At 36.3% G+C, this 26,048-nt stretch carries 15 protein-coding genes; 6 read left to right on the top strand and 9 right to left on the bottom strand.

All coding sequences use genetic code 11. The features are described 5' to 3' along the window. From G7034_RS06575 to G7034_RS06585, 3 genes are all read right to left on the bottom strand, one after another. On the bottom strand, positions 1 to 6,278 hold a 6,278-nt coding region (locus tag G7034_RS06575), incomplete at its 3' end, for a fibronectin type III domain-containing protein (RefSeq protein ID WP_166400172.1). 423 nt (positions 6,279 to 6,701) lie between these two features. After that, positions 6,702 to 7,736 carry a uroporphyrinogen decarboxylase gene (gene hemE, locus G7034_RS06580; RefSeq protein ID WP_166400173.1) on the bottom strand — a complete coding sequence of 345 codons (1,035 nt, stop codon included), beginning with the start codon at positions 7,734 to 7,736 and terminating at the stop codon, positions 6,702 to 6,704. A 111-nt stretch (positions 7,737 to 7,847) separates the two neighbouring features. After that, positions 7,848 to 8,921: an endonuclease/exonuclease/phosphatase family protein gene (locus tag G7034_RS06585; RefSeq protein ID WP_166400174.1), complete on the bottom strand. Its 1,074-nt coding sequence runs from the start codon at positions 8,919 to 8,921 to the stop codon at positions 7,848 to 7,850. A 116-nt stretch (positions 8,922 to 9,037) separates the two neighbouring features. On the opposite strand from G7034_RS06585, the gene G7034_RS06590 reads away from it, so the two are divergent. From G7034_RS06590 to mgtE, 5 genes are all read left to right on the top strand, one after another. Beyond that, positions 9,038 to 11,911: a carboxypeptidase-like regulatory domain-containing protein gene (locus G7034_RS06590; RefSeq protein WP_166400175.1), complete on the top strand. Its 2,874-nt coding sequence runs from the start codon at positions 9,038 to 9,040 to the stop codon at positions 11,909 to 11,911. 18 nt (positions 11,912 to 11,929) lie between these two features. Then, positions 11,930 to 13,321: a DUF5689 domain-containing protein gene (locus G7034_RS06595; protein ID WP_166400176.1), complete on the top strand. Its 1,392-nt coding sequence runs from the start codon at positions 11,930 to 11,932 to the stop codon at positions 13,319 to 13,321. 214 nt (positions 13,322 to 13,535) lie between these two features. Next, positions 13,536 to 13,850: a DUF4286 family protein gene (locus G7034_RS06600; RefSeq protein WP_166400177.1), complete on the top strand. Its 315-nt coding sequence runs from the start codon at positions 13,536 to 13,538 to the stop codon at positions 13,848 to 13,850. Positions 13,851 to 13,897: 47 nt separating this feature from the next. Beyond that, a complete protein-coding gene (gene rsmA, locus G7034_RS06605) occupies positions 13,898 to 14,767 on the top strand; it encodes a 16S rRNA (adenine(1518)-N(6)/adenine(1519)-N(6))-dimethyltransferase RsmA (RefSeq protein WP_166400178.1) in 870 nt (289 codons plus the stop codon). Continuing rightward, positions 14,751 to 16,103 (top strand): magnesium transporter, encoded by a 1,353-nt coding sequence (mgtE, locus tag G7034_RS06610; RefSeq protein WP_166400179.1) that lies wholly within the window; start codon positions 14,751 to 14,753, stop codon positions 16,101 to 16,103. The genes rsmA and mgtE overlap by 17 nt, the downstream gene beginning before the upstream one ends. 36 nt (positions 16,104 to 16,139) lie before the next feature. Here mgtE and G7034_RS06615 read toward each other — a convergent pair whose 3' ends face one another. From G7034_RS06615 to G7034_RS06640, 6 genes are all read right to left on the bottom strand, one after another. After that, a complete protein-coding gene (locus tag G7034_RS06615; RefSeq protein ID WP_166400180.1) occupies positions 16,140 to 17,069 on the bottom strand; it encodes an SPFH domain-containing protein in 930 nt (309 codons plus the stop codon). A gap of 191 nt (positions 17,070 to 17,260) precedes the next feature. Then, a complete protein-coding gene (locus G7034_RS06620) occupies positions 17,261 to 17,956 on the bottom strand; it encodes a queuosine precursor transporter (protein WP_166400181.1) in 696 nt (231 codons plus the stop codon). Positions 17,957 to 18,153: 197 nt separating this feature from the next. Beyond that, a complete protein-coding gene (locus G7034_RS06625; RefSeq protein WP_166400182.1) occupies positions 18,154 to 19,509 on the bottom strand; it encodes a mannosyltransferase in 1,356 nt (451 codons plus the stop codon). Beyond that, positions 19,506 to 20,984, bottom strand: coding sequence for a glycosyltransferase (locus G7034_RS06630; protein WP_166400183.1), 1,479 nt, complete (start codon positions 20,982 to 20,984; stop codon positions 19,506 to 19,508). Before G7034_RS06630 ends, G7034_RS06625 begins: the two co-directional genes overlap by 4 nt. Next, positions 20,981 to 21,703 (bottom strand): glycosyltransferase family 2 protein, encoded by a 723-nt coding sequence (locus G7034_RS06635; RefSeq protein WP_166400184.1) that lies wholly within the window; start codon positions 21,701 to 21,703, stop codon positions 20,981 to 20,983. Before G7034_RS06635 ends, G7034_RS06630 begins: the two co-directional genes overlap by 4 nt. Positions 21,704 to 21,705: 2 nt before the next feature. Then, positions 21,706 to 22,629: a NifU family protein gene (locus G7034_RS06640; RefSeq protein ID WP_166400185.1), complete on the bottom strand. Its 924-nt coding sequence runs from the start codon at positions 22,627 to 22,629 to the stop codon at positions 21,706 to 21,708. A gap of 77 nt (positions 22,630 to 22,706) precedes the next feature. On the opposite strand from G7034_RS06640, the gene G7034_RS06645 reads away from it, so the two are divergent. Next, a partial coding sequence (locus G7034_RS06645) for a choice-of-anchor L domain-containing protein (protein WP_166400186.1) occupies positions 22,707 to 26,048 on the top strand: 3,342 nt, incomplete at its 3' end.

The following is a 26,048-nucleotide window of genomic DNA, read 5'->3' on the forward strand; positions in this document are numbered from 1 at the left end:
ATAATCTGGAAAGTTTCTTGGTTTCCATTGATTTGTACTTTCATTAGGTAAACTCCCGTTTGAAGTGACTGCATGTTTACTACAGGCATCTCTGTTTTTGGTTGTACACTAATTACTCGTTGTCCTAGCGTATTAAATACTTCCACTTGCTCTACTGTACTAGTAGATTGGATATTTAAATTCGCTTTTACAGGAACTGGGTAGTAGCTAAAGTTACTTGAATCAAAATCAATAGTTGATACTGGCTCTTGACTGAAGTAAATGTTATCTACATAAGCTGTAACTGCTCCTACAGGTAATCCAGAGATAATTATTTGCTGGATAGAGTTACGCACCGTCAATAAATTATCAGGATTTGTTACTAAATCAGCATCTGCAAAATCTGCTAAATCAATCTCTAAACTTACCCATTCTTCTTGCGGAATTTCATAAGCAATTTCTCCTTCTACAACTCCATCCCCTAAATCTACTAACTTAATTCTAAATGTTGTAGCATTTGGAGACCACACATCTAAATGGAAGAAATCCATCTGAGTAGCATCTATTGGATTGGCTACTGTTTCAATGCCTGCAAAGTCTAAATTAGTGTATAATTTAGTATCTACGCCTTGAATTTGAATGTCTTCTAATTCTGCTGCAGACCATACGGTTAAGAAAGTATCTACAGGCTCATCGGTATAAGCATTACTGAATAAGCTAATTACATTTTCCTCTTCCTCTGTAGGGGTAGGTGCTGGCTCCATTGGAGCTGGCAACACTTCTACTAATGGTAAAGGAACTAAATCACCTCCAGTAGGTAAAGCCACCCAAAGTCCAAAGGCATCTACATCCTCAGCATCGGCAGCTAATAATCCACTAGCTACAACAGTAATGGCATTTCCTCCTAATGCTAAGGTTGCTAAAGGAGCTTCGTACGAAGCTACTACATCTCCATTGGTATCTGTAATATCTAGAATGTAATCACTTTCAGGTAAATCTAAGTAGCCTTGGAATTCTGTAAAAGCTATTCCAGTAACTAGGTCATCGCCTGTAGCTTGATTAGCCACGTTTACAACAGGAGCATCGGGTGAACCATGGTGTACTAAAACAGCGGTTTCTTCAGCTTCTGCACTGGTTTCTTGTGCGCCAGCATATACACTTAATTCAAAATCATCATTCACAAAACCATTAGCTACAATAATGTAACTCTCATCTTCAGCAAGAGTGAAGTTTTCTGTGTGAACACTATCAGCTATATCCTGTCCAGCTGGAACTACATCTACAGTAATTTCTTCAGTAGCTGGTGCTAATAAGAATTCTGAAGCCGTTCTAAAATCTACTCCAGTTAAATCAGGTAGCAATTGTCCGTCTAAATACACATCTACAGATGCCGCTGCTGGGTCAGGTGAATTGTGAATTATCTGAACGTTAGCAAATACTGGGGTTGATGGATCTGTAACAGTTAATGTATAGTCGAATGTATCACCATAAGTAATTGATTCACAAGATTCTGGATCTGTACTTCCTGGCCAGTAAGCTCTAAATCTTACCCTATAATCACCAGGACTTACATCACTTGGTACAGTAAAAATAGAAGTTGCTGTAGCAGCATCATTTTCATCTGTAAAGATTACTTCATCTTCAGAGAATACAAAGTCATTATTCCAATCTACCCAAGCTTTTGCACCAAATGATGTATAACTATATGTAATTTCTACATCAAAAGAAGAATCTACAAATGCTTCTATCGTTTCTGATGTTAAATCTTGGTAACCACTATTAGGTCCCTGTTCGGTTTGAGTGATAGAAACATTTTGTTCTGCATCAATAGTTTCTAAAGAAGCAACATAATCAAAAGTGTTAGTATGTTCAGCAGAGCAATACCCTGTAAAGAAGCTAGCTGAAGCTAGCTCTCCAGAAAGTCCGTCATCTACACCACAATCTGTTTGAACAAGTACTACATAGCTTACATCAGCGTCGAGGCTTTCTATAAGCACATTGGTTTCTGATGTAGTTCCGGTTTGTAAAGCATCATCTACCTCTGGGTCATCACCTTCTAAATACAAAGACCAGATATATTCTTCAGCATTACTAACTTCAGTCCAAGAAGCCTCAACTTCAGTTTGTGAAAGTAGTGAAGTAGTCAAATCTTCAACTGCTGTACAAGTTGGATCAGTTGTAAAATTAACTGCATCAGCTGTTAATTCACTTTCTCCATCTGCATCACAATCCGTTTGAATGTAAGCTTGGTAAGTAGTTTCTGCTGTTAATCCAGTAATCACACCACTTGTTAAGTCAGTAGTTGTTCCAGTAGCTATGGCTGGATCTACTTCAGGGTCATCACCTTCAGCAAAAACAAACCATGTATATTCAAGGGCATTATCAACTACTTCCCAAGAAAGTTCTGCACTATCGGAAGTAATATCGTTAACTGCTAAACCTTCAGGCGACAAACAAGTTGGCGGAACACCAACAAATAAATTATCGATATAAAAACGTAAATCTGGATCTGTACCATTTCGATCAGCATAAAAACCGATAACAATTTCTCCTGAATAACTTGCTAGAGAAATCTCCTCTAGCGTATCCTCAGTATCTCCAGGAATATTGGTATCGTCATAAGTAAAAAGTGTGTTTGCTAAATCCCATGTTTGGCCACCATCATCTGAAATAACAACACGTACTTCATGGTCACCCATATCTATTACTTCATTTGATCCGGACCAAGGAATGACAAGTGCATCAAAGCTTAGCACATTATCAGGGCTTCCATCACCTAAATCAATGACTTGAGAAGTTGCCCAATCTCCGCTTCCAGTACCAAATAAATTGATATACATTGCCTGTCCATTAGGGTTTGAAAAGTCATTAGCAAAATTTTGGACACCCCATGATCCAATTCCTACTTCATCAAAAAATCCAGAACCTTCAGACCAACAAATTGAATCTTCATCAGTGTTGTAGTTAAAACCAAAACCTGTAAAGTCTTCAAAATAATTCAATTCAGCTGGCGAACATTGAGTAATAAAATTAACGGTTGCAAAACCACTTTCTTCCTCTGCTGCACATAAAGTTTTGATATAAAAGTCGTATTCTGTAGCGTCATCTAAATCTGTTATTAAAAGAGTAGTAACTCCAGTAGCAACAGTTCCATCTTGAACACTAGGGTCAACCTCAGGGTCATCTCCTGCATTCATTACAAGGTAGGAATATCCGCCCTCTTCACCAGCAGCTTCACCCCAAGAGAAACTAGCTTCAGTAGATCCTGCAAAATCAAGTGTTAAACTGGTAGGAGCAGAACAATCTATCTCATTAATTTCTAGGGTATAAGGTATGGTTGTACCACTTGTAGAAACCACTACGTAATAAGTCTCTCCGCCAACTAAACCGATTTCTGGTAACAAACGATCATCACTGTTGAACTGAGTTGAATAAGCTACTGTATTGGTAAATGGCTCACACCCTTCAAAAACCCAAAGTGCTATAGAAGTACTATCAGGACCAAGATCTTTTAATTCAAAATTAAAAACGCCATCATCGGTTGGAGTAAACTCATAAACGGCTTCATTACCATTAAGGTAAAAACCACTACCAAATCCATCACTAAATTGAACGTTATCGATTGTTGGTCGATCACCCGTTGAATAGAAGTCACCAAAATTTTCAGTATTATCTGTATCCGTATAAGGAATAGCATCAATTTCAATAGGAGCTAAACAAGCGGCTCCAGGAAATAGTGTATTAATAGTAATTGGTCCAGTCCATGAGCTTTCTTCAGTTTCACTACAAACTGATTTCACATATATTTCATAGGTTGAGTTTTCAAACAAACCTTCAAGGCTAAAACTAGTACCTGTTTCAATAAATTGACTTTCACCTTCGGTGTCTGGATCAAAACCTTCAGTATCACTGTAAGCTAATTGATAAGCGGCAGCACCAGCTACTTCGTTCCATGAGATATCTGCAGAATCTGTTAACACATTACTAGCAGAAAGGCCTAATGGCTCAAGACAGCTAGGAACATCTTCATAAATAACGCGATCTATAGCCACTGTTGAAAATGTAGTTGAAAAAGTAATTTTAAATGCCAAGTAAGAAGCTGTATTGGTATCTGGCACTATTGAATAATAATCTTCAGATACATTCCCTTCAAGATTAAAGGTTTCTAAGCTTGTAAATGTGGTTTCGTCTGTAGGGTCGGTTACTACACCAACTTCAATTACACTATTGTGTGTAGCTGTTAGTTGCCGCCCAGTAAACCTAAGTATTTTAGTGTTACCTGATAGGTTATTAAGTTCGGGAGTAATTAAGTAATGTTCTGTATCGGCATCACTTGAACTCTGAAAACGCATTATTTTATCTCCATAAGTATTATCGATAAAATCTACTACATCTAAATTAGCAAAGCCGGCTGTTGTATTGCTAATTCCCGTCCAACAATTAGGAACTTCGCCAAGTACTTCATCACTAAAGTCTGTTGAAAAGTTTCCTATAGGGCCACATTCGGTTTGAAAGTCTAAGGGATTAGACCAATCGCTCTGCTCACTAGCGGCACAATTAGTTTTGGTATAAAATGTATAGTTGCTCTGAGCATTTAAACCTGAGATACTTACTGTAGTTTCTCCTGTAGCTGTTGTTCCTGTAACCACGGCAGTAGCTTCATCTGCAGCCTCGCCTTCGTTCATCACTACATAAGTATAGCCGTCTGTTTCTGTAGGAGAAGCATCCCAAGACACATCAACTGTGGTATCGGTAATTGCATCAACTGTATTACCCGAAGCAAACTGACAATCAGGAGCCACTTCATAAGTAACGGTGATGGTCCAGGTGTTATTGTCTATTTTTTGATAAGTAGTATTACAATCATTATTTCCAGTTGGCCAAGTACGCCATGCTCTCATTTCAAATTCTAAAAGCGTACCTCCAGCGAAAACAGCATTAGCAAAACTAGTACCTGTTCTTTCATAACTTGCAGTACCTCCACCAAATCCATCGCCTACAAACACCTGACTTTCTGTGGAGTTGGTGTTTACTAAATGTAGTTGCGAACGTTGTTCTGACATAAAAGCACCACCTTGTGCTGTCATATCGTATTGAATATCTACGCCAGTTACTAACCAATCATTACCCGCTGGTAATTCAAGACTAAGTATTTCTGAACAGTTTTCGTCATAACCATCATCTCCCGCTACATCTAAATCACCATCGGTGTAAGTAGCAGTCAGGGTTTGAGGTCCAGTACTTTCTTGACTAAAATATATATTGTCTAAATAAATATCAAATGGATTAGTATTAGGAGTTCCGTCACCATTAAATTGTCCATCAAATTTTAATTGAAAAACAGAATCCCAAGTCATATCTGTGAAATCAGCTTTAGGTAAAGCAACACTATTCCATGAACCTGGAGTTAAAGGCACTTCTACCAAAACTTCTGTTGGCCCTGTACCATTATTAATTGGAGTAACTTTAACTTGTCGGTCTGTACCTTCTGGAACCCAAATATCTACATGTAAAAAATCCATTTCAGATAAATCTGTCGCAGTTGTAATTTCAGTTCCTTGGTAAGTAAAATTAGGATATGCTAATACGAAATCTGTTCCATCACCTGTAGGATCAAATGTTGTGTTAACTAAATTATGGCCTGGTTGCCCCCAGTTTGGATCATAGTTAGCAATATCTATATCTGTATAAGCATCTGAAAAGATACTTACTACATCTGCTTCATCTTCTGTAGGAGTTGGTGCAGATTCTGTTGGCATTGTTGCAGATGCAAGTTTGTACAACTGCAAATTATCTCCAAATGTTGAAGCGTAACACACAAATCTTGGGGAACCTGAGTTGTAGCGTATTACTCGGTCTGTAACTGCAGCATTTGTTGCTGTAAAATAAGACTCCGTATCATCGTACGCCATAGTCCATCTTTCATTGTCTCCAGCTACGGTAGCAACAGCTTGAATTTCATTATCGGATCCAGAGTAGGAAGCGTAAATGTCGTCAGCTTCATTGTAGATAGTCCATCCTGTTCCATCATTTTCAATTAGCCAGACATCAGCTGTAGCTACATCAGTTAACTGATCACTTGTAGGAGTGATAGCTGTTTCAGGAAATAAACTTCCTGTGTGTGCATTATTCATTGCAAACTCATCTGTTTCATTTGCAATTACATAATAACCGTCTTCTAACTCGGTTATCGAGTTAATTTTGTTAAACTCACCTGTTCCATCATATTGAGCCCAACCAAAATAGGACAATAAAAGGAGAATAAAAGTGAAGTTTAAATTTAGTAACTTAAATTTCATAAATTCTTGTTTTAAAATTTGGTTAAATCTAGTTAATTTTTTTACAACTAACCAAATATTTTTTGGAAAATTTTTTTTCAATCATTTTAGTTGAAAAATAAGAAAGTTTGAAAATAGTTCTCAATTCATGGTTTTATTAGAAGTTTCAAGGCTTTTTAAGTAGCTTATTAGTAGTTATAAATTCACAAAACAAGCTCATTAAAAAAAAACAATTAGCTATTTTTAACACCTTATTGTTTTGGACTTTGTGATTATAATCGAACTCAGGTTAAAAATAAGCTTTTGTTAACTCCTTTTTATTCTTTCATCAAAAAAACCTCCATTAGTTATGGAGGTTTTAAATGAGTCTCTTACAAAATGAACTATTCTAAATTTCAGCGCGCTTACTTTGAAATTTGGATAGGTTGTTTAATTGCCTGGGCTTTAGTTAAACTCGTATTCTTTAACGGCTTCTACAAATGCTTTGGCGTTTTCAACAGGAATGTTTGGTAAAATACCGTGACCTAGATTCACGATGTATTTATCTTTTCCAAACTCATCAATCATTTGTTTAACCATTTTTTTGATTTCAGCAGGAGGCGAAAACAACCTTGAAGGATCAAAGTTACCTTGAAGCGTAATATTTCCTCCAGACAAGTAGCGAGCATTTTTTGGAGAACAAGTCCAATCTACCCCCAAAGCAGCCGCACCTGATTTAGCCATGCTATCTAAGGCAAACCAACATCCTTTTCCAAAGGCAATTACAGGAATTTCTACTTTAAGTGCGTCTATAATTTGTTGTATGTAATTCCAAGAAAACTCTTGGTAATCGGTTGGAGCTAACATACCTCCCCAAGAATCAAAGATTTGAACTGCATCTACACCAGCTTCTACCTTTCCTTTAAGGTAAGCAATTGTTGTATCGGTTATTTTTTGAAGTAAGCGATGCGCTACTGCCGGTTGGGTAAAGCATAGTTCTTTGGCTTTATCAAAATTCTTAGAGCCTTGACCTTGCACGCAATAACAAAGAATTGTCCAAGGTGAACCGGCAAAACCAATGAGGGGTACTTCATTAGTTAATTCTTGTTTGGTCATTTTAATGGCGTCAAATACATACCCTAATTCTTCATATACATTAGGAACAATAACTTGATCTAAATCTTTTTGTGTTCGGATGGGATGAGGAAGCCAAGGGCCAAGGCCAGGTTTCATTTCCACTTCTATATTCATGGCTTGCGGCACGACTAAAATATCACTGAATAAAATAGCCGCATCGGTTCCCACTTGGTGAATTGGCATAACAGTAATTTCAGTGGCTAATTCTGGTGTTCTACAGCGGGTAAAAAAATCGTATTTTTCTTTCAATTTCATGAAATCAGGCAAGTATCTTCCTGCTTGACGCATCATCCACACCGGAGGCCTTGATACTTCTTCTCCTTTTAAGGCCTTTAAAAATAAATCGTTCTTGAGGTTGTTCATCTGTATGATCTTATAAAAAAAGCAAAAATACGATATCTAAGTCAGCTTTATCTATTTAAAAGAAGACTTTGATTAATTTTCTAGGTTTGAAATTAAATTTTAGATTAGAGTCTATTCATCCAATTCTTTAATTACGTACATATACACCGGAAGGTGATCTGAGTAACCTCCAGTCCATGCACCGCCCGCAAAACTTCGAAACGGATACCCCTTCCATCGTCCTCTTGGGTTTTGTAAGTAAGGTGGATTAAAGACCCCTGCTTGATAGAACCGATAACTTGAGAAATCTTCTTTCTGAGCCAATGGCTGTGTAATTATGATTTGGTCAAATAAATCCCAAGAATCTCGCCAAGCAATCGTTCCTATACCTTCGTGAAAAATATTCTCAAAAGGATTCCATAAGTCGGTTGAATTCCTTAAATCTTCTTTATGGCGTAAAGCTTTCAGTTCCTCTTTAACGCTTTCATTATAGACGCCGTCATTTAAATCACCCATAACAATAATTTTGGCTTCGGGGTCTTGGTTTTGAATAGAATCCATCACACCGCGAGCTACTTTAGCAGCTTTCACTCGTTTGGGTCTTGATTTTTTTTCTCCACCACTTCTTGAGGGCCAGTGATTTACTAAAATGTGCATTTCTTCGCCATCAAGCAGCCCTTTTACGTACAAAATATCACGGGTGTAAATTCGTTTACTTCGGTCATTATCTCTGTATAAAACCACTTCATGAGCTTTTGAAAAAGTGGGTCTAAAAACATCTCTCCTGTACATTAAAGCAACATCAATACTTCGCAAATCAGGTGATTCATAATGGACTATTCCGTAGTTGTAATTTTTCAACCTAGGATGATTAGCAACATCTTGTACTACTTGGTAATTTTCAATTTCGGAAACGCCGAGCAGAGCAGGAGGGAAACCCGTCTTTTCTGAGCCTATATCGGCAATTACTTTAGCCATGTTTTTTACCTTTTTAGGATAAACTCTAGCAGCTTCCCCACGCGACATATCGCCGATGGGATTTTTATGGTCGTCTTTTGTGGGATCATTAATTGTGTCAAAAAGATTTTCCAAGTTGTAAAAGGCGATTGTATGTATTTTAAAATCACGCTTTTGCGCATTAACCCCAGTAACTACGAGGAGTGAAAAGGTAAGGAGCAATAATAAGTTAAGCTTTGTTTTTAGCATATTAAGTAATTGTAAAGTTTTGATTTTAACAGGAGCAAAAATAAGCAATTAATATTATTTCTATACATTTGCACCGTTTTCGTAATAATTTCTTAAAACAAAACTACAAAAAACAAATGAACAAAAAATTACTTTACGTTCTTTCATTATTATTACTTCCCTTCCTGCTATTAGCCCAAGAAGCTAACATCGTTGGTGAAGTTGTAGATAGTGAAACCGAAGAACCGATGCCCAATGTTGCTGTTTATCTTGAAGGTACAGCATTTGCAACAAAGACCAATGCTTATGGTCAATTTAGCTTTGAAGGGCAAAGCCTGAAGTTAGGAGACTTTGTGCTTATCATTGAAAAAGAGGACTATAGCTCCAAAAAATTTCCCGTTCAAATTACTGAAGGAGCGACTTTGGAAATGGGGCAACTTTATCTTCAATATGATTTAACAGATGAAAAAAGACGTATGGGAACCATTAGTCTTTCTGATGATGAGATTGGCGAAGGTGACGATGCTTCTTTCAATATTTCAGGTTTATTACAAGCTTCTCGAGATACCTATTTGAGGGCAGCAGCCTTTGATTTCAGTGCAGCATTTTTTAGACCTAGAGGCTATGACAATGCGCGAGGAAAAGTGCTTGTAAACGGACTTGAAATGAACAAGCAATTTACTGGAAGACCACAATGGGGTAACTGGGGTGGCATGAATGACATAATCAACAGCAGTAGAGAGTTCTCTATGTATTCTGAGGCCAATGAATACACGTTTGGTGATATTGCTGGAACAACCAATTTAGTGATGCGCGCCTCACAAATGCGAAAAGGAGGTCGTGTTTCTAATGCATTCTCTAACCGAACTTATGAAGGCAGAGTAATGGCAAGTTATAATACTGGAATGAATAGTAAAGGTTGGGCTTTTTCTTTTTTAGCTTCTCGACGCTACGGAGATGAAGGTTTTAGAGAAGGGACACCTTACGACGCCAATTCCTTTTTTATAGCAGTAGAAAAGCGAATCAACGAAAAACATTCCTTAAACCTAACTAGCTTTTATGCACCCAACCGAAGAGGTATTGGTACGGCTATTACCCAAGAGATGAGAGACCTTAAAGGAATACAGTACAATCCTAATTGGGGCTATCAAAATGGAAAGGTGAGAAGTACTAGAATACGAAGAACAGAAGAACCTGTTTTTGTGCTTAGTCATTTTTGGGATTTAAATGATAAAATTAAAATCAATACCAACGCCATGTACCAAACGGGTCGATTTGGAACCACAAGAGTGAATAACGGAGGTACACGATTAGCTCAGCTTGATGGTCAAGATATTTACCTTGGTGGAGCAAGAAATCCAAGCCCTATTTATTACCAGAATTTACCAAGTTACTTTTTGCAAGACAATAATCCTTCAGCAGCCGATTATCAAGCAGCCTGGTTTGCTAGAGAACGATTTGTGGAAGGTGGGCAGTTTGAGTGGGATAAAATGTATGAAACAAATTTCAATAACCTAGCTACAGGTGGAAATTCTACTTTTGTTTTACAAGAAGACCGAGTTGATGATACACAACTACAATTTAACTCTATTATAGAAGCAGAAATCAATCAAAATATTCGTTTTAATGGTAGTGTAAATTACCGTTACTTGTTAAGTGAAAATTTTGCTGAATTAGCCGATTTATTAGGCGGTGAACGTTTTTTAGATGTTGATTTTTTTGCAGAAGAAAGTGCTATAGTAGCTGGTTCTTTGCAAGAATTAGCTCAATCTGATGTGAGAAATCCAAACCGTCAAGTTACTGAGGGAGAAAGATTTCAATACAATTATGAAATAGAAGCTAGAGTAGCTAATGCGTTTTCACAATTTCAATTTACCTACAACAAATTAGATTTTTATGTAGGGGGTAATTTTGGTAAAACCTACTACCAAAGAAACGGCCTTTATGAAAATGGATTTTTTAGAGGAGACAAGTCTTTTGGTAAAGGAAAAGAACTTGATTTTACAACTTATGGTGTAAAGCTAGGTGGTGTTTATAAAATTACAGGTCGCCACATGGTGCAATTAAACGCATCTCGCTTACAAAATGCGCCTACTATTCAAAATTCGTATAGCAATGCAAGGCAGAACCACGAAATTGTAGATGGTTTAACCGAAGTAAAAATTAATTCAGCAGATATAGGTTATATCTTTAGAACACCAAAAATAAAAGCTAGGGTTTCTGGTTATTATACCACTTTTGAAGATGAAACCGATGTTGGTTTTTACTTTACACAAAGTATTACAGATACGCGGGTATCAGATGGTTCGTCTTTTATTCAAGAAGTTACTAGCGGTATTGACCGAAGACATACCGGTTTAGAGTTTGGTTTTGAATACCAAGTAACACCAACAATCTTACTTAAAACTGCTGGTAATTTTGGGCAATACATTTATACAAATGACCCCGATTTATACCTTACGGGGCGTGATTTTCCTGGCGAGCAGATTAGCTTTGGAGATGGAAAAACTTCAGTTAAAAACCTAAGGGTTCCAGGTGGTCCACAACAAGCTTATCAATTAGGATTTGAATATAGAGATCCTGATTATTGGAATATCGGTCTAACCGCTAATTATTTTGCCGATAATTACATTAGCCCTAGCTTCTTTAATCGTTCAGACAATTTTGTTGTAGATAATGAAGGTTTCCCTTTTCCTGATTACAATGAAGAAGAAGCTCGAAAATTACTTCAGCAAGAAAAATTTTCTAATTACTTCCTTTTTAACCTAACAGGTGGGAAATCTTGGAAAATAAATGGCCCTAACAACAAAAGATACTTTGTTGGGTTTTTTGCTGTAATCGGCAATCTTTTTGATCAAGAATTTACCAGTGGTGGTTTTGAGCAATCAAGAAGAGCCGCTTTTGGAGATCGAGGAGAAGATCTTAACAGTCCGGGAGGTCCTTTATTTGGAAATCGTTATTTTTACGGGTTTGGAAGAACCTATTATTTAAATTTTTACCTAAGATTCTAACAGCATAATTATAATAAAATGAAAAATAGAAAAATGAAATATTTTGGAACAAGTATCGTAGCAATCATAAGCATGTTATTTATTTCATGTGTAGATGATGACTTTTCAATCCCTACTCCTCCTGATAACCAAGAGCCGATAGAGATTGATGGAATGGTAATACCGATTAGCTCTGTACTCGGAGAAATAGCACAAAACGATGGTGAAGTGCAAACCTTGAGCTTTACAGAAGACACCTATACAGAAGGCTATGTAGTTAGCTCTGATGAAGGAGGTAACTTTTTTAAAGAATTATGGATTCAAGATAAGCCTGAAAACCCAACAGCAGCTATCAAGATTTCTTTAGATGTGTCTGATTTATTTGGTACATTTAACTTTGGAAGAAAGGTATATGTAAAACTTGACGGTTTGAGCGTTGGTTTAGATAGTGGTAACCCAGCCATTGGTATTGCTAATGGAGACCGAATTAACAGAATACCTACTGGCTTAGCTGAACAAGCTGTAATTAGAGATTTTGTGGTAGAAGAAATAGTAGCTAAAGAAATTGATATGGCTAACCTAAACCGAGATTTAATAGGCCAATTTGTCAAGTTTCCCAACGCTCAATTTCCTGCGGCTAGTATTGAAAGCGGTTTGAGTTTTGCATCAGAACCTGGTGATTCTTTTGATGCTGAAAGAACGATGCAAGATTGTAGCTCTAATGCAACAGTACAGATGGGAACAAGTACCTTTTCAGACTTTAAAGGTTTGCTTCTTCCTGAAAATGCTGGAGAAATTGAAGGGGTACTTTTAAGAGCTTTTGCTGATGCTAATTATCTATTTAAAATAAACACGGTAGAAGATATCAACTTTGACCAAGAGCGTTGTGATCCAGAGCCACTTTGTGAAGGGCCAAGCGGTGGTAACGACCTTATTTTTGAAGAAGATTTTGAAGGAATAAGCAATTTAGGACAACTTAATGGTTGGATAACTACCAACACTTCTGGTGGAAACCTAACCTGGGTGAGTGGAAATTTCAACGATAACGGATATGCGCAAGTATCTGGATTTAATTCATCACAAGCTTATGATGCCTGGTTAGTAACTCCAGAAATTGATATGAGCGGTAGCTCTCTTGAAGAATTTAAATTAGATATTGAAGCTGCTTTTGATAACGGCCCAGGATTAAGTATTTTGATTACCGATAATTTTAGCGGTGATGTTACAACAACCGAATGGCAAGAACTTGAAGGCATTGAAATTCCTCAAGGTCCGTCTAGCGGATTTGGTGGGTTCTCTCCTGCCGGTGTAGAAAACATTTCTTGTTTAGAAAACATAAGATTTGCTTTCCGTTACCAAGGATCTGACCCTGACGGTGTAACTACGCGTTATCACTTAGATAATATTAGAATTGAAGGTGTTTTAGATTAATCCCTGTCAATTTTAAAATAATCAAAAAGCCGTTTCTTTTTTAGAAACGGCTTTTTTGTTGGCAAGCACAATACTGAGAATTATTATACTTCTTGAGTGAGTTCATTGGCTAGTTTAAAATTTCCCATATCAACAATAATTTTTTTGTGAATTAAAATAGGATACGGTAGGATTCATCAATTGGCTAATATTTTAACTACTTTTGCCTCAAAAAATGTATATTTATAATGTTACTATTAATGTTCAAGAAGGTGTGATTCAGCAAGAATGGTTGAAATGGATGAAGCATGAACACCTTCCCGCAATGCTGGCTACCGGGAAGTTTTCTAAAGCACTACTGACCAAAGTAATGGTAGATGAACCCATGGGCGGAATTACCTTTTCTGTTCAATACTTTACAAAAGACAAAGCCACTTTAAATAAATACTTAGAGGAAGATGCGGAAGACCTAAGAGCTCAAGGAAGTAAATTTTCTCCTTATATTGTGGTTTTTAGAACAGAATTAGAAGTGGTTGAGGAAATTATGTAGTTTGCACACCACCGCAGAAACAAACAAACAATTTTAAACTTTAATGCATGAAATCAGCTAAAAAATACAAGGCAAAAAAAGCCTATCAACATAAAGAGTTTAAAAAAGAACATTCAGCGGTTAGGGCTAAGAAAAATTTAGGTCAACACTTCTTGAAGGATGAAAAAATTGCGAAAAATATAGCCGATGCCGTAGATTATTCGTCGGTAGAACACATTCTTGAAATAGGGCCAGGCATGGGTGTATTAACGCAATTTTTACTCATGCATGAAAAAAAAGTAATGGCCATGGACATTGATCAAGAATCTATAGCTTATTTAAATGAAGTCTTTCCGTTAGCGCTTTCTGAAGCACAAAACAAACGCTTACAAGTTGAAGAAGCCAACTTTTTAAAAGCAGACTTACAAACTTATTTTGGCGAAAAACAAGTGGCTATCGTTGGCAATTTTCCCTATAATATTTCTTCGCAAATAGTTTTTAAGACTTTAGAAAAAAGAACGCAAATTCCATTATTTGCTGGCATGTTTCAGAAAGAAGTAGCTGAACGAATTTGTGCTCAACCAGGAAGCAAAACCTATGGCATTTTATCGGTTTTATGTAAAGCCTTTTATGAAACAGAATACTTATTTACCGTTCACCCACAATCATTTAATCCCCCTCCAAAAGTCCAAAGTGGCGTATTAAAAATGATTAGAAAACAAAACTTTCAGCTGGAATGCAATGAAAAATTACTCTTTCAAGTGGTAAAAACAGCCTTTGGTCAACGCAGAAAAACACTTCGCAATAGCTTAAAAAGTTTTCAACTTTCAGAACAATTAAAATTAGATAGTATATTTGCACAGCGTCCCGAGCAACTCGATGTTTCAGAATTTATAAATTTGACTCAAAAAATAGAAGCTGATGGCCTTTCAAATTGATAAAAGCTTTATAGAAAAAATTGAATTTTTGATTGAAGAAAAAAACAATCAAGAATTACAACTGCATTTAGAAGATTTGCACCATGCAGATATTGCCGAAGTTTTAGACGAATTAAAACTAGAAGAGGCCACTTACATTATTAAGCTTTTAGAAAGTGACAAAACTTCTGAAGTGCTTATGGAGCTTGATGTTGCTTATCGTGAAAAGATTTTAAGCAACCTTAACGCACAAGAAATTGCAAGCGAAATCCAAGAAATGGATACCGATGACGCCGCCGATATTGTTGCTGAATTATCTGAAGAATTAAAAGGCCAAGTAATTGAGCAAATTGAGGATGAGCAATTTGCTAACGACATTGTTGAGCTGCTCCGCTACGATGAAGATTCTGCCGGTGGGTTAATGGCTAAAGAGTTAATTAAGGTAAATGAAAATTGGAGTGTTACGGGTTGCATGAGCGAAATGCGCGCACAAGCAGAAAATGTTACTCGTGTACATTCTATTTACGTGGTGGACAATAAAGGGAGACTAAAGGGAAGACTTTCTCTAAAAGATTTAATCACCGCTCCTAGTGATGCGCATATTGAAGATGTATATATTAATAAAGTTGATTTTGTTAATGTACATACGGAAGGCGAAGAAGTGGCCAGAATTATGCAAAAATACGACTTAGAGGCGATACCTGTTGTAGATGAATTAAACCGACTTGTAGGAAGAATTACCATTGATGATATAGTAGATTTTATTAAAGAAGAAGCGGAAAAAGATTACCAAATGGCGGCTGGTATTTCTGAAGATATTGATGCAAGTGCTAATATTTGGCAAATGACAAGAGCTAGGCTACCTTGGTTATTTTTAGCTTTAATGGGAGGTTTTGTGGCTGTATTAATTGGCGAAACTTTTGAGCCTGCTATGAAAAAGTTTGGGTTTTTGTTCTTTTTTACTCCACTTATAGCGGCAATGGCTGGAAATGTGGGGGTACAGTCTTCAGCAATTATTGTACAAGGACTAGCTAACGGAACTATTTCGGGTTCAATTATTTCTCGCTTACTTAAAGAGGTAGGCTTAAGTTTACTTAATGGTTCGGCTTTAGGGATTATTTTGTTTTTTGGAACTCATTTTATTTTTGGCCATTCTTATCTTATTGGCTTAACAATTTCGATCTCGCTTATCAGTGTAATATTAATTGCTTCCTTAATTGGCACTTTTGTTCCCATTATTTTAGACCGCTATAACATAGACCCAGCATTAGCTACTGGGCCTTTTATTACTACTTCAAATGATATTTTTGGCTTATTGATTTTCTTTAGTATTGCTAAATTTATTTTAGGCTTTTAAATCAAAGACTTGTGTAACGGCATTGAAGAAACTAACTTAAGCCTCCTTGTTGCTGGTTTTGTTTTTTTTCATTTCTTCACCAATCTGACTGGATGCGGCAAACGAAGCAATCATGTCGTTAAGCATCTGGCTCCCTGCTTGAGGAGAGTTGGGCAATAAAATCAAATTCGAATTATTTTCTGTACCAACCGCTTGAAGCGTATCATAATGCTGCGTAACTACAATTAAAGCAGAAGCTTCTTGCGAGTTGATGCCTACTTTATTGAGCACCTCAACACTTTCTTCTAAACCACGCGCAATTTCTCTTCGCTGATCGGCAATCCCTTGACCTTGTAAGCGTTTGCTTTCTGCTTCAGCTCTTGCTTTTGCCACAATTTTAATTCGTTCAGCTTCAGCTTCAAATTCGGCGGCTACTTTTTCTCGCTCAGAAGCATTAATTCTGTTCATCGCTTCTTTCACTTGTTCGTCTGGGTCAATGTCGGTGACTAAAGTTTTAATAATGTCGTACCCATAATCGGTCATGGCGTCGTTTAATTCAGACTTAACCGCGTTGGCAATATCATCTTTTCGTTCAAACACATCGTCTAAACGCATTTTTGGTACTTCGGCCCTTACCACATCAAACACATAAGAAGTAATTTGCGCACTTGGACTTTCAAGCTTGTAAAAAGCATCATAAACTTGGGTTTTCACTACTTGGTATTGAACAGAAACTTTTAATCCTACAAATACATCGTCTTTGGTTTTGGTTTCAACAAAAACATCTAATTGTTGCACTTTAAGGTTAATTCTTCCCGCTACACGGTCAATCACTGGAATTTTAAACTGAAGTCCAGCGTTCCTCACACTGTTAAAACGTCCAAAACGCTCTAATATGGCTGATGTTTGTTGCTTTACCATAAAAACTGCTCCCAGTAAAAACAGAATTAATACTACTAAAATAATAATTGTAAGAATAGAAGGCATAATTAAAAAGGGGTTTAAATTCTAGATAAAAATACACTAATTTTTCAAGTACTAGCCTATTTTATAAAATTGAAAAGAGAAACTTGAATTTTATTAGTTGCAGTAATCGTATAGAATTATGCATTTACCTAATTTTATAATATAGGCATAAAAATTAAAGGCGTTGAGTTTTATGAATTCTACTAAGACTATTAAATATCTTGAAGCTCAATTTCTTGGTTGGTTTTTAAGTTGAAGCGTCTTTTTAATCCAAAAACAATAGCGTATAATACAGGAGTATCTAGAATGGCGACTAAGACTTTGTAAAGAAAACCACTTATCAGGAGCGTATAAAAATTGCTCCACTCAATTTTTTCAAAAAAACACAACAAGACCAAAACAGCTAAAGTATCAATAAATTGAGAGCTAAATGTTGAAAAGTTATTTCGTAGCCACAAATGTTTCCCTTTAGTTCGTTGTTTCCAAAAGTGATAAATTTGAATATCTACATACTGCGCTAATAAATAAGCCACCATTGAAGCAAAAACTGCAATTCCTGTTGCGCCAAAAACCAAGTTGAATGTTTCATCATTAATTGGCGACCATGCAGTAGCAGGAACAGCTTCAGAAACCAAAATAATAAATAATGAAAACGCTGAAGCAAAAATACCCGCTGTAACTACTAAATTAGCTTTCTTTTTTCCATAAATTTCACTAATGGTATCGGTGATTAAAAAAGTAAGCGGATAGGGTAAAATTCCAACAGAAATTTCAAATGTATGCCATCCAAAAAAATCAAAGTAAAAAAACTTTTGGAAAATTAAATTTGAAGCCACTAGTGAAGCTATGAATAAAGCTGCTAAAACTAAATATATACGAAAGGCAAGGACTTTGTCTTTTTGTTCCAAATCAGAAAAATTAAGTTGTAAAAATCAAAGCTAGAATTAATTGGGCAAAGCTTAAATAAAATTTGTTGATTTTTTAGAAAAGATTGGTAATGTTTGCACCAAAAATCTTTAAAGTATATACTAATTAGAACAAATATCCTTTTCCTATTTTATGATCAAAATCAAAAAACAGTATTCTTCTATTAAAAAAATGAAACTTATTTTTGATCTTTAATTTTTCTGTAAAAAACAGAGGTTTCATAAATAAACAGCCCAAAAAACAAAACATATTGAAACCCTAAAAGCCAGGTGTTTTCTTCAGCATCTGAATGGGCATACGCAACGTAACTCAACATTACCAAATACGACCAAAGTATAGCCGATTTAAAATGAGTAAAAACGCCTAACAACACCAAGGTGCTTAAATACCAAGGGTGAACGGTCGTACTAAAAATTAAATAAAAGGCAAAGCCAAAAAACATCCATTTAAACAAATACTTTTTTGAAGTTTGCTGAAAAGCGAAAAACAACAAACTCAGACTACTTAAAGCAAACATGATTTTTCCAGTTACCGCAATCATATTGTAGCCGTACCACTGAAAACCAATCCACCTGAATAGGTAATAGATACTTGCATTAAATTCGAAAGCTGTAAACCAAAGCCCTAGACTTTCTTGGTAATTCTGAAGCATTTGTTGATCAATAAAAAAGGAATAACAAAGCAAAACCACCAACAAAAAAGTGAAACTGAATTTTACAATGAAGAAATTTACATAATTTTTAATTCGAAATCCGTTTTTATGCTTGGCTAAATAATGAATAAGGAAAACAGCAAAAACCAAAGTAATTAATTTAGTGGCTACTGAAAGTCCAAATAAACTGCCTGCTATCAAATATTTTCGGTTTAGCAAATAATAGACTGAGGCTGTAAAAAAAGCTAACATTAAAATTTCGAAATGTAAATTTCCAACCGATTCTATTAGGATTAAGGGGTTTAAGAAAAACCAATAAGCATTTTTAACAGGAAGCTTCAGTAAGCCTAAAATTTTTTGTGAAAAATATAAAGTAACTAAGGCCGAGACTAGCAAAACTGATTTCATAAAAACCACAGCTGTAAAAAGAGATTTTTCAGCAAAAAAACTAGCAATGTAATAAATCCACTGAGAAATAGGTGGATAATTGGTGTAATTGGAAGCGCTTAATTCACCCATTTTTTCAAGGTGAAATTCCGCCTCTGGAACAGCTAATTCCAGGTTGTTGGATGCCATCATCTGATTGGGTGTAAACAAATAAGGATTTTCGCCTGCTTGCAAAAGGAAACCGTCCCATAGAAAACGATAAAAATCTTGCGAGAGCCAAGGTAGGCAAAAAACTAAAATTAAATAATTTACTAATCCAACCCCAAACAAAAGTTTGGGGCTAAAAGATGTTTTCATTAAAAAGATATAAATCCCAAATAAAACAGAAAACAAACCAAAAAACAAAGCAAATTCTTCGCGCTCAACCCACTGCGAAATCCAAAAATAAATTCCGAAGTTAAACATCAACAGGATTCCTAGTAGTAGCTTTTTCATTGGTTTAATCTAAAAAATCTAGATTGCAATGTACTCCAAGTCACAAAACCAAAACCAAAGACCAGCATTAAATGAAAAGGAAAAAGGGCAAAATCTTGAACCTGAAAGGCATAAACTAGGGCAAGAATAAAATAAAATAATAAGCCTAGCTCAATAAGATTAATCAATTTAAAGCGCTGTGGAACACCCTTTTTTACTTTCGCCTTTTGCTTGCCTAAAACATTGAATTTTGGAGTTCTAATAAAACTTGATTTTTTGCCTAAATGTCCTTCTAAAATTGCTTTGGAATTACTTACCGACAAGCCCATTGCCAAGGCAAAAAAACTAAAAAATTTGAATACAAATTGAAGCGCTGATTTCAAACTAAATTTATTCTCTTTAAAGTACGTGTAAGCATAACCCATCATATATAAAAACGTGCTTAAACCCAAGACGGTAAAGCCGTAAAAAAAGGAAATGCTTGAAGGGAATTCATGTTTAATAAAAAGAACGGGGAAACTTAAAACAGCTAAGGTTAAAATCACAAAAAATAAACTGCTATTGAGCAGATGAAAGAAAGCGTGAATTTTTGTGGAGATTGGAAGATGAGCAGCTTTTCTTACCTTGGCGTAATTCAGTCTAAAATTTTCTGCGGCTCCTTTATTCCATCTAAACTGCTGACTTCTTGCGGCATTCATTTCAATAGGTAATTCTGCAGGAGTAATAACGTGGTTGAGGTAATGAATTTTCCAATGCTTCAACTGAGCGCGATAGCTTAAATCTAAATCTTCCGTTAGGGTATCTCCTCGCCAATTACCCGCATCTAGAATACAAGATTTCCTCCAAATACCAGCTGTTCCATTAAAATTGATCAAATGATTTCCTCGGTTTCTGCCCACTTGTTCTATACAAAAATGAAAATCTAAAGCCAAGGCCTGTACTTGGGTAATGAGGGAGTAATTTTTGTTGAGGTGGCCCCAGCGGGTTTGTACCACACCCACTTCGGCGTCTTCAAAATAACCCAGCGTTTGTTGTAACCAATTAGCTTTAGGCAAGAAATCGGCATCAAAAACAGCTATAAATTCGGCTTTGGTTTGTTGAAGTCCTTCTTTTAAAGCACCTGCCTTAAAGGCGGTTCTATTTTTTCTGTGAAAGTGTTGTATAGGAATTCCATCTTGCTGAAGTTGTTTCACCAGGGCCTGATTTTTTTCTAATGAATCATCGGTAGAATCGTCTAAGACTTGAATTTCTAAAGCTTCAGTGGGGTAGTTAATTTGTGCGATGTTTTTCAGTAAGCGTTCAACTATTTCGCCTTCATTATAAATAGGTAATTGAATGCAAACTTTTGGAAAATGACTTAATTTTTTCGCAGGATTAGTTGGTTTAGTTAGCGAGTAAGCTTTCAGAAATAACAAAAACTGACTTACACTGTAGAAAAAAACAAAGCTCAAGCATAAACCATAAATGATTACGATGAAGTAATGCCACCAACTCATTGTTTTTTTTGTTTTTGAACACCGTATTTAAAAATCCAAGCTAAAATTTTCACTCCAGCCATAAAAGCTCCTTTAAGGGTACCTGAGACTTTAGAAACACCAATGCGATTGCGGTAAGGGACTTCAATTTCGGTGTAGTTGAGTTGATGATGCAAAGCTTTCAGCTGCATTTCAATAGTCCATCCGTAGGTTTTATCTTGCATGTTTAAAGCCAAAAGGCGATTCCATTTAATGGCTCTAAAAGGTCCTAAATCGGTATAATTTGCCTTGTACATTACTTTCATTAATTTTGTAGCTAGCCAATTTCCAAAAATTTGCGGAAAAGTCATGGACGATTTTTCCCGAAGTTTCTTCACACGTGCACCAATTACAAAATCGAAGTCGTTTTCAAGAATAGGTTTCACTAAGGAGGTAAGATACTCAGGAAAATCAGAAAAATCCCCATCCAAAAAAACAATGATTTTAGTTTGGGGATGATTTTCTTTAATGTAGTCTATTCCTTTTAAGCAAGCATATCCATAGCCCATTCTGTTTTCAGTAAGCACAGTAGCTCCAGCTTGTTTGGCTACTTGTTTGGTGGCGTCTGTAGAAGCATTATTAACCACAACAATTTCGGCTACAAAAGCAGGAATGGCTTCAATTACTTGGGTAATAGAAAGGGCTTCATTAAAAGCAGGAATAATGACACGGATGCCTTCAAGCTGATTTAAGTGTTGCATCCTTACCCATTAATGGCAACCACGTGACTTACTTTTCCTTTGATCATATCTTTCAACATGGTTTCTATACCATTTTTTAAAGTCATTGTAGAAGACGGGCAACCACTACAAGCGCCTTGTAAGATCACTTTAACTTCTTGGGTGTTTTCGTCATACGAATCAAAAACAATATTTCCCCCATCGCTGGCCACCGCAGGTTTTACATATTCGTCTAAAATGCTTACAATACGTTGAGAAATATCATCCATTTCCTCAAACTTTACCCCCTGCTGAACTGGAGCTTCACCTAAAGGATCTTCCGTTTTATTTTCTTGAAGAAGTTCGGTATTAACCACCTTTTCGTTGTTTTCCAAAAACTTTTTGATGAGCTCTCTCACTTCCATGCCTACTTCTTCCCATTCTACCACATCATATTTATGTACAGAAACATAATTGCTGTCTATAAACACTTCCTTTACAAAAGGAAACTGAAATAATTGCTGAGCTAAGGGAGAAGCTTTAGCCTCTTCAATATTCTTAAATTCAGCCGAATTCACCACTAACTTTTTATTGGCCACAAATTTTTGTACCCCAGGGTTAGGTGTGCTTTCTGCGTAAACAGTTACGGGAATTTTTTTCTGAGGAGAAGCTTCTTTTTTAATTACCACAACGCCATTGTTCAAATCGTTTTCAATTTGCGATTTTACCTCTTCTTGCACTTCTTCCCATTCAACAATATTGTATTTTTCAATAGCAATGAAGTTTTGAGTGATATAGACAGTTTTCACAAAAGGAAGGTGAAATAATTTTTGCGCCAAAGGGGAGTCTTTAGCCTCCTCAATATTCTTAAATTCAAAGCTTTCTCTATTGACAAGGAAGTCGTTAGCTTCAAATTTGACTATCCCATTTTGGTTAGTCGGTCTTATATTTATTTGATATAAATTCATATTTAAACAACAATTTTTTGAAAATAATTTAACTTTGATTTATTTAATCAATATATTTAGCCCCAAATTTACAAATTATGTGGCGGTCTTTACTCCTTTTTATATTTTTAATTAGTACGTATGTTGGTTTTTCACAAGATATTAACTGGCCACAGGCGGTTGAAGATGGTGATTTAAATGCTACAGACGAAATTGTTTCTTGCGAAGGCAGCATAATTGCTTCAAATGAGGGTGATTTTGACTTAGAAAACGAAAGCTTTCAAATAACTATTTGCCCAGATGATGAAGATTCTGAAGATGATTTGATTGTTTTTTTAACCGAAGTCTCTGTACAATGGCCAAATGGTTTGGGAGAAAATCCTAATTTCTTTTTCAGCGTACATGATGGTGATTCAACAGCAGCCCCAGTTATTGCTAGTTCCTCTCCAGATAGTCCTGGAATTCCTGCCGGAATAGTAGCTGACGACAACAGTGAAACAGGATGTTTAACCATTGTTTTTGAAACAGGTAGTTATATTATTCCTGGCTTCCCAAGTAGCTTGTTTGAAATAAATTTTGATTTTGGTTGCCGCTTACCCTGTCAAGAAATAGTACCCCAACTAATTAGCATTGAAGCTGATGAATTTTGTTCTGATGAAGACGCTGAAACACCTACTTTTGCTCCAGATACAGATATCACATTCACAGCAGATGCGTTTACTTCAAATGAATCTAATTTTGATGACCTCACCTTTGAATGGAATTTTAACGGTAACACGCTTACAGGAAGTGAAGTGACCACTTCTTTTACTAATCCTGGATTGATTGTAGGTACTTTAACCGTGATTGATGAGTTTTTATGTGAAAGTGAACCCCTTTCTGTAAATGTTATTGTTGGTGACGAAATTTTAAATGTTTCACCGCAAGATGAAGCTTACAGCTTAGAGGAGTTAATAGCCGATGTAATGGTAGGTGGCGGAGAGTGCGCTAACGTAAATAATATTGAAGCTCTAAGAGAGTCGCCAAATGGCACAAGTATTGGCTATTTTTCTAGAGGCTGTAGTGATTTTCCTTTTAATGAAGGTTTAGTGATTGGAAGCGCAGGCGTTCAAGAAATTGTTGGAGAACCCGCTGAAAATGGATGGGGAGGAACCGGAGGAACAGAAGAAAACTTACTTGCCGTAGTTGGTGGAAATCCTGGTAATAGTGTAAATGATGCATCTGTTATTGAATTTGAATTTAGCTCTTTTGAGTCAACCGTAAGTTTTGATTATATTTATGCCTCTCAAGAATACACTTCTAGTTACCCCTGTTCATACGCAGATCCTTTTGCCTTTATTATAAGTGGTCCTGGTATAGAAGACGAATACGAGTATATCCCTGACGGAAACCCTGCAAATCAAGAGTTTCAAGATTTAGGCGGATTTAATGTGGCAACTATTACTCCTGATGGTCTTGATGCTCCTATGCCAACAACCGCTACGAATATACACCCAGGCGCACCCTTTAATTGTGGCGCTGGTAGTTTGGGTGAATTCTTTTATCCTGAATTTTTTAACACTCTTAATCCTCCTTATCATGAAGTTAACGGAGAAACCAATAGATTAACAGCAGAGTTTGAAGTCGTTCCTTGTGAAACTTATACGCTTAAATTAATGGTTGCGGATTGGAATGATACCATTTTAAATTCCTTTGTATTTATTGAGGGTGGTTCTTTTAATATTGGAGCTGATTTAGGAGATGATATTACCTTAGATGATGACCGCGTAATTTGCTGGGGCGAAGACCAAACACAAATATTAGAAATTTTTGGAGGATCTCTTGATGCCAATTGTGAAATTAGCTTAGAATGGTTTAAAGACGGTGAAAACTTACCAGAATTTGACGACATGGCCTCTATTGAAATAAGTGATTCTGGTGTTTATGAAGTCTTTGTTGGTGGTGACGGCGGCTGTAATGACAACGACTCAATACTTGTACAATTCTTACCTACAGCCGAATATGAAGACCCTTTTGATGATTTTTCAATTTGTGGTACATCCAGCACTTTACCCGGAGGCTTACCCGCTGCTTTAAATCCTTTTGATTATTTAGCTCATAATGGTATTGGTCAGGATATTCCTGAAGATGCAGAGTCTATGGCCGATTTAGGCTTTGAAGTTACTTATTTTGAAAACTTTGAAGATGCTGAAAATTTTGAAAATCCAATTGAAAATCCAGAGGATTATCAAATTCCTGGCGGAAACTTTGTAAACACTATATGTGTTCGTGTAAATGAAAACATTACTGGAGAAAGACAATGCCCTACCATTGAGTGCTTTGACTTAATCAGCTATGAAGAACCTGAAATTATAGAAACTGAAGACTTGTTTCAATGTGGTGATTTTAGCCCAGCAACTCAACTTATTGATTTAACGCAAAACAACCCTGCTTCTATTGGAGTGCAAGAACCTGCTATTGTTGAAGCTTTATATTTTATCACAGAAGCTGATGCTTTGGCTAATGAAAATGCAATAGAAAATCCTACTAATTATACCCTACCAACAGGCATTGAACAACAAACCATATATATTAGAGCCCAAAATATAGGCGCTGGTGCTTGTTCTGATGTAGCTAGTTTTGAAGTAGGAGTTTATAATGTGGAAATCGGCACCAACCCCTTGCCACTTATTGAGGCTTGTGAAGAAGATGGGCAAGGCAACGGCACATTTAATCTAACGGAACAAAACCCCTTTGTGCTTGGCGAAAACCAGTCTTCTCAAGATTACAGCATTTCTTACTTTGAAGAATTAGCTGATGCCAACGGTGCAAGCAACCCAATTAATCAACCCTCTGAATACTTTGGAGGAGCAGGCGATATTTATGTACGTATTCAAAATAACAATAATCCCGATTGTTTTGAAGTTGGACAATTTGAAATTGGCATTATTGAATCGGCTGCCGTTAACCTAGCTGTTGGCCCTATTGAAGCTTGCGACAATAACAACGATGGATTCTTCCATGAATTTGATTTAGATGTTTTAATCGATGATATCAACTTTACCGACAATCCTGAATTAGAAGTGAGCTTTCACCCTACTATTCAAGATGCGGAATCTGGCCAAAATCCACTGCCTTCTCCTTATGCAAGTGTTACTGAAAACCAAACCATTTTTATTCGTGCGGTAGATGCCGAATCGGGATGTATTCAAACAGCGCCACTTGAGTTAATCATTTACCCAAGTCCACTACTTGAAACTCCCGAACCGCTAACGCTTTGTGACGATAACGAGACTGGCGTTAGAACTTTCGACTTAACTTTAGTAGAAGGCGAAGTTTTAGTGAATATTGATAATCCAAATAATTTTGACATTGCTTATTACAACAATGAAAATGGAGCTATTGAGGAAAACCCAGGAAATTTAATTGCAACTCCTACTGGGTATGAAAGTCAGTCGGAT

This window comes from Psychroflexus maritimus, from assembly GCF_011089875.1.
GTDB classification, from domain to species: domain Bacteria; phylum Bacteroidota; class Bacteroidia; order Flavobacteriales; family Flavobacteriaceae; genus Psychroflexus; species Psychroflexus maritimus.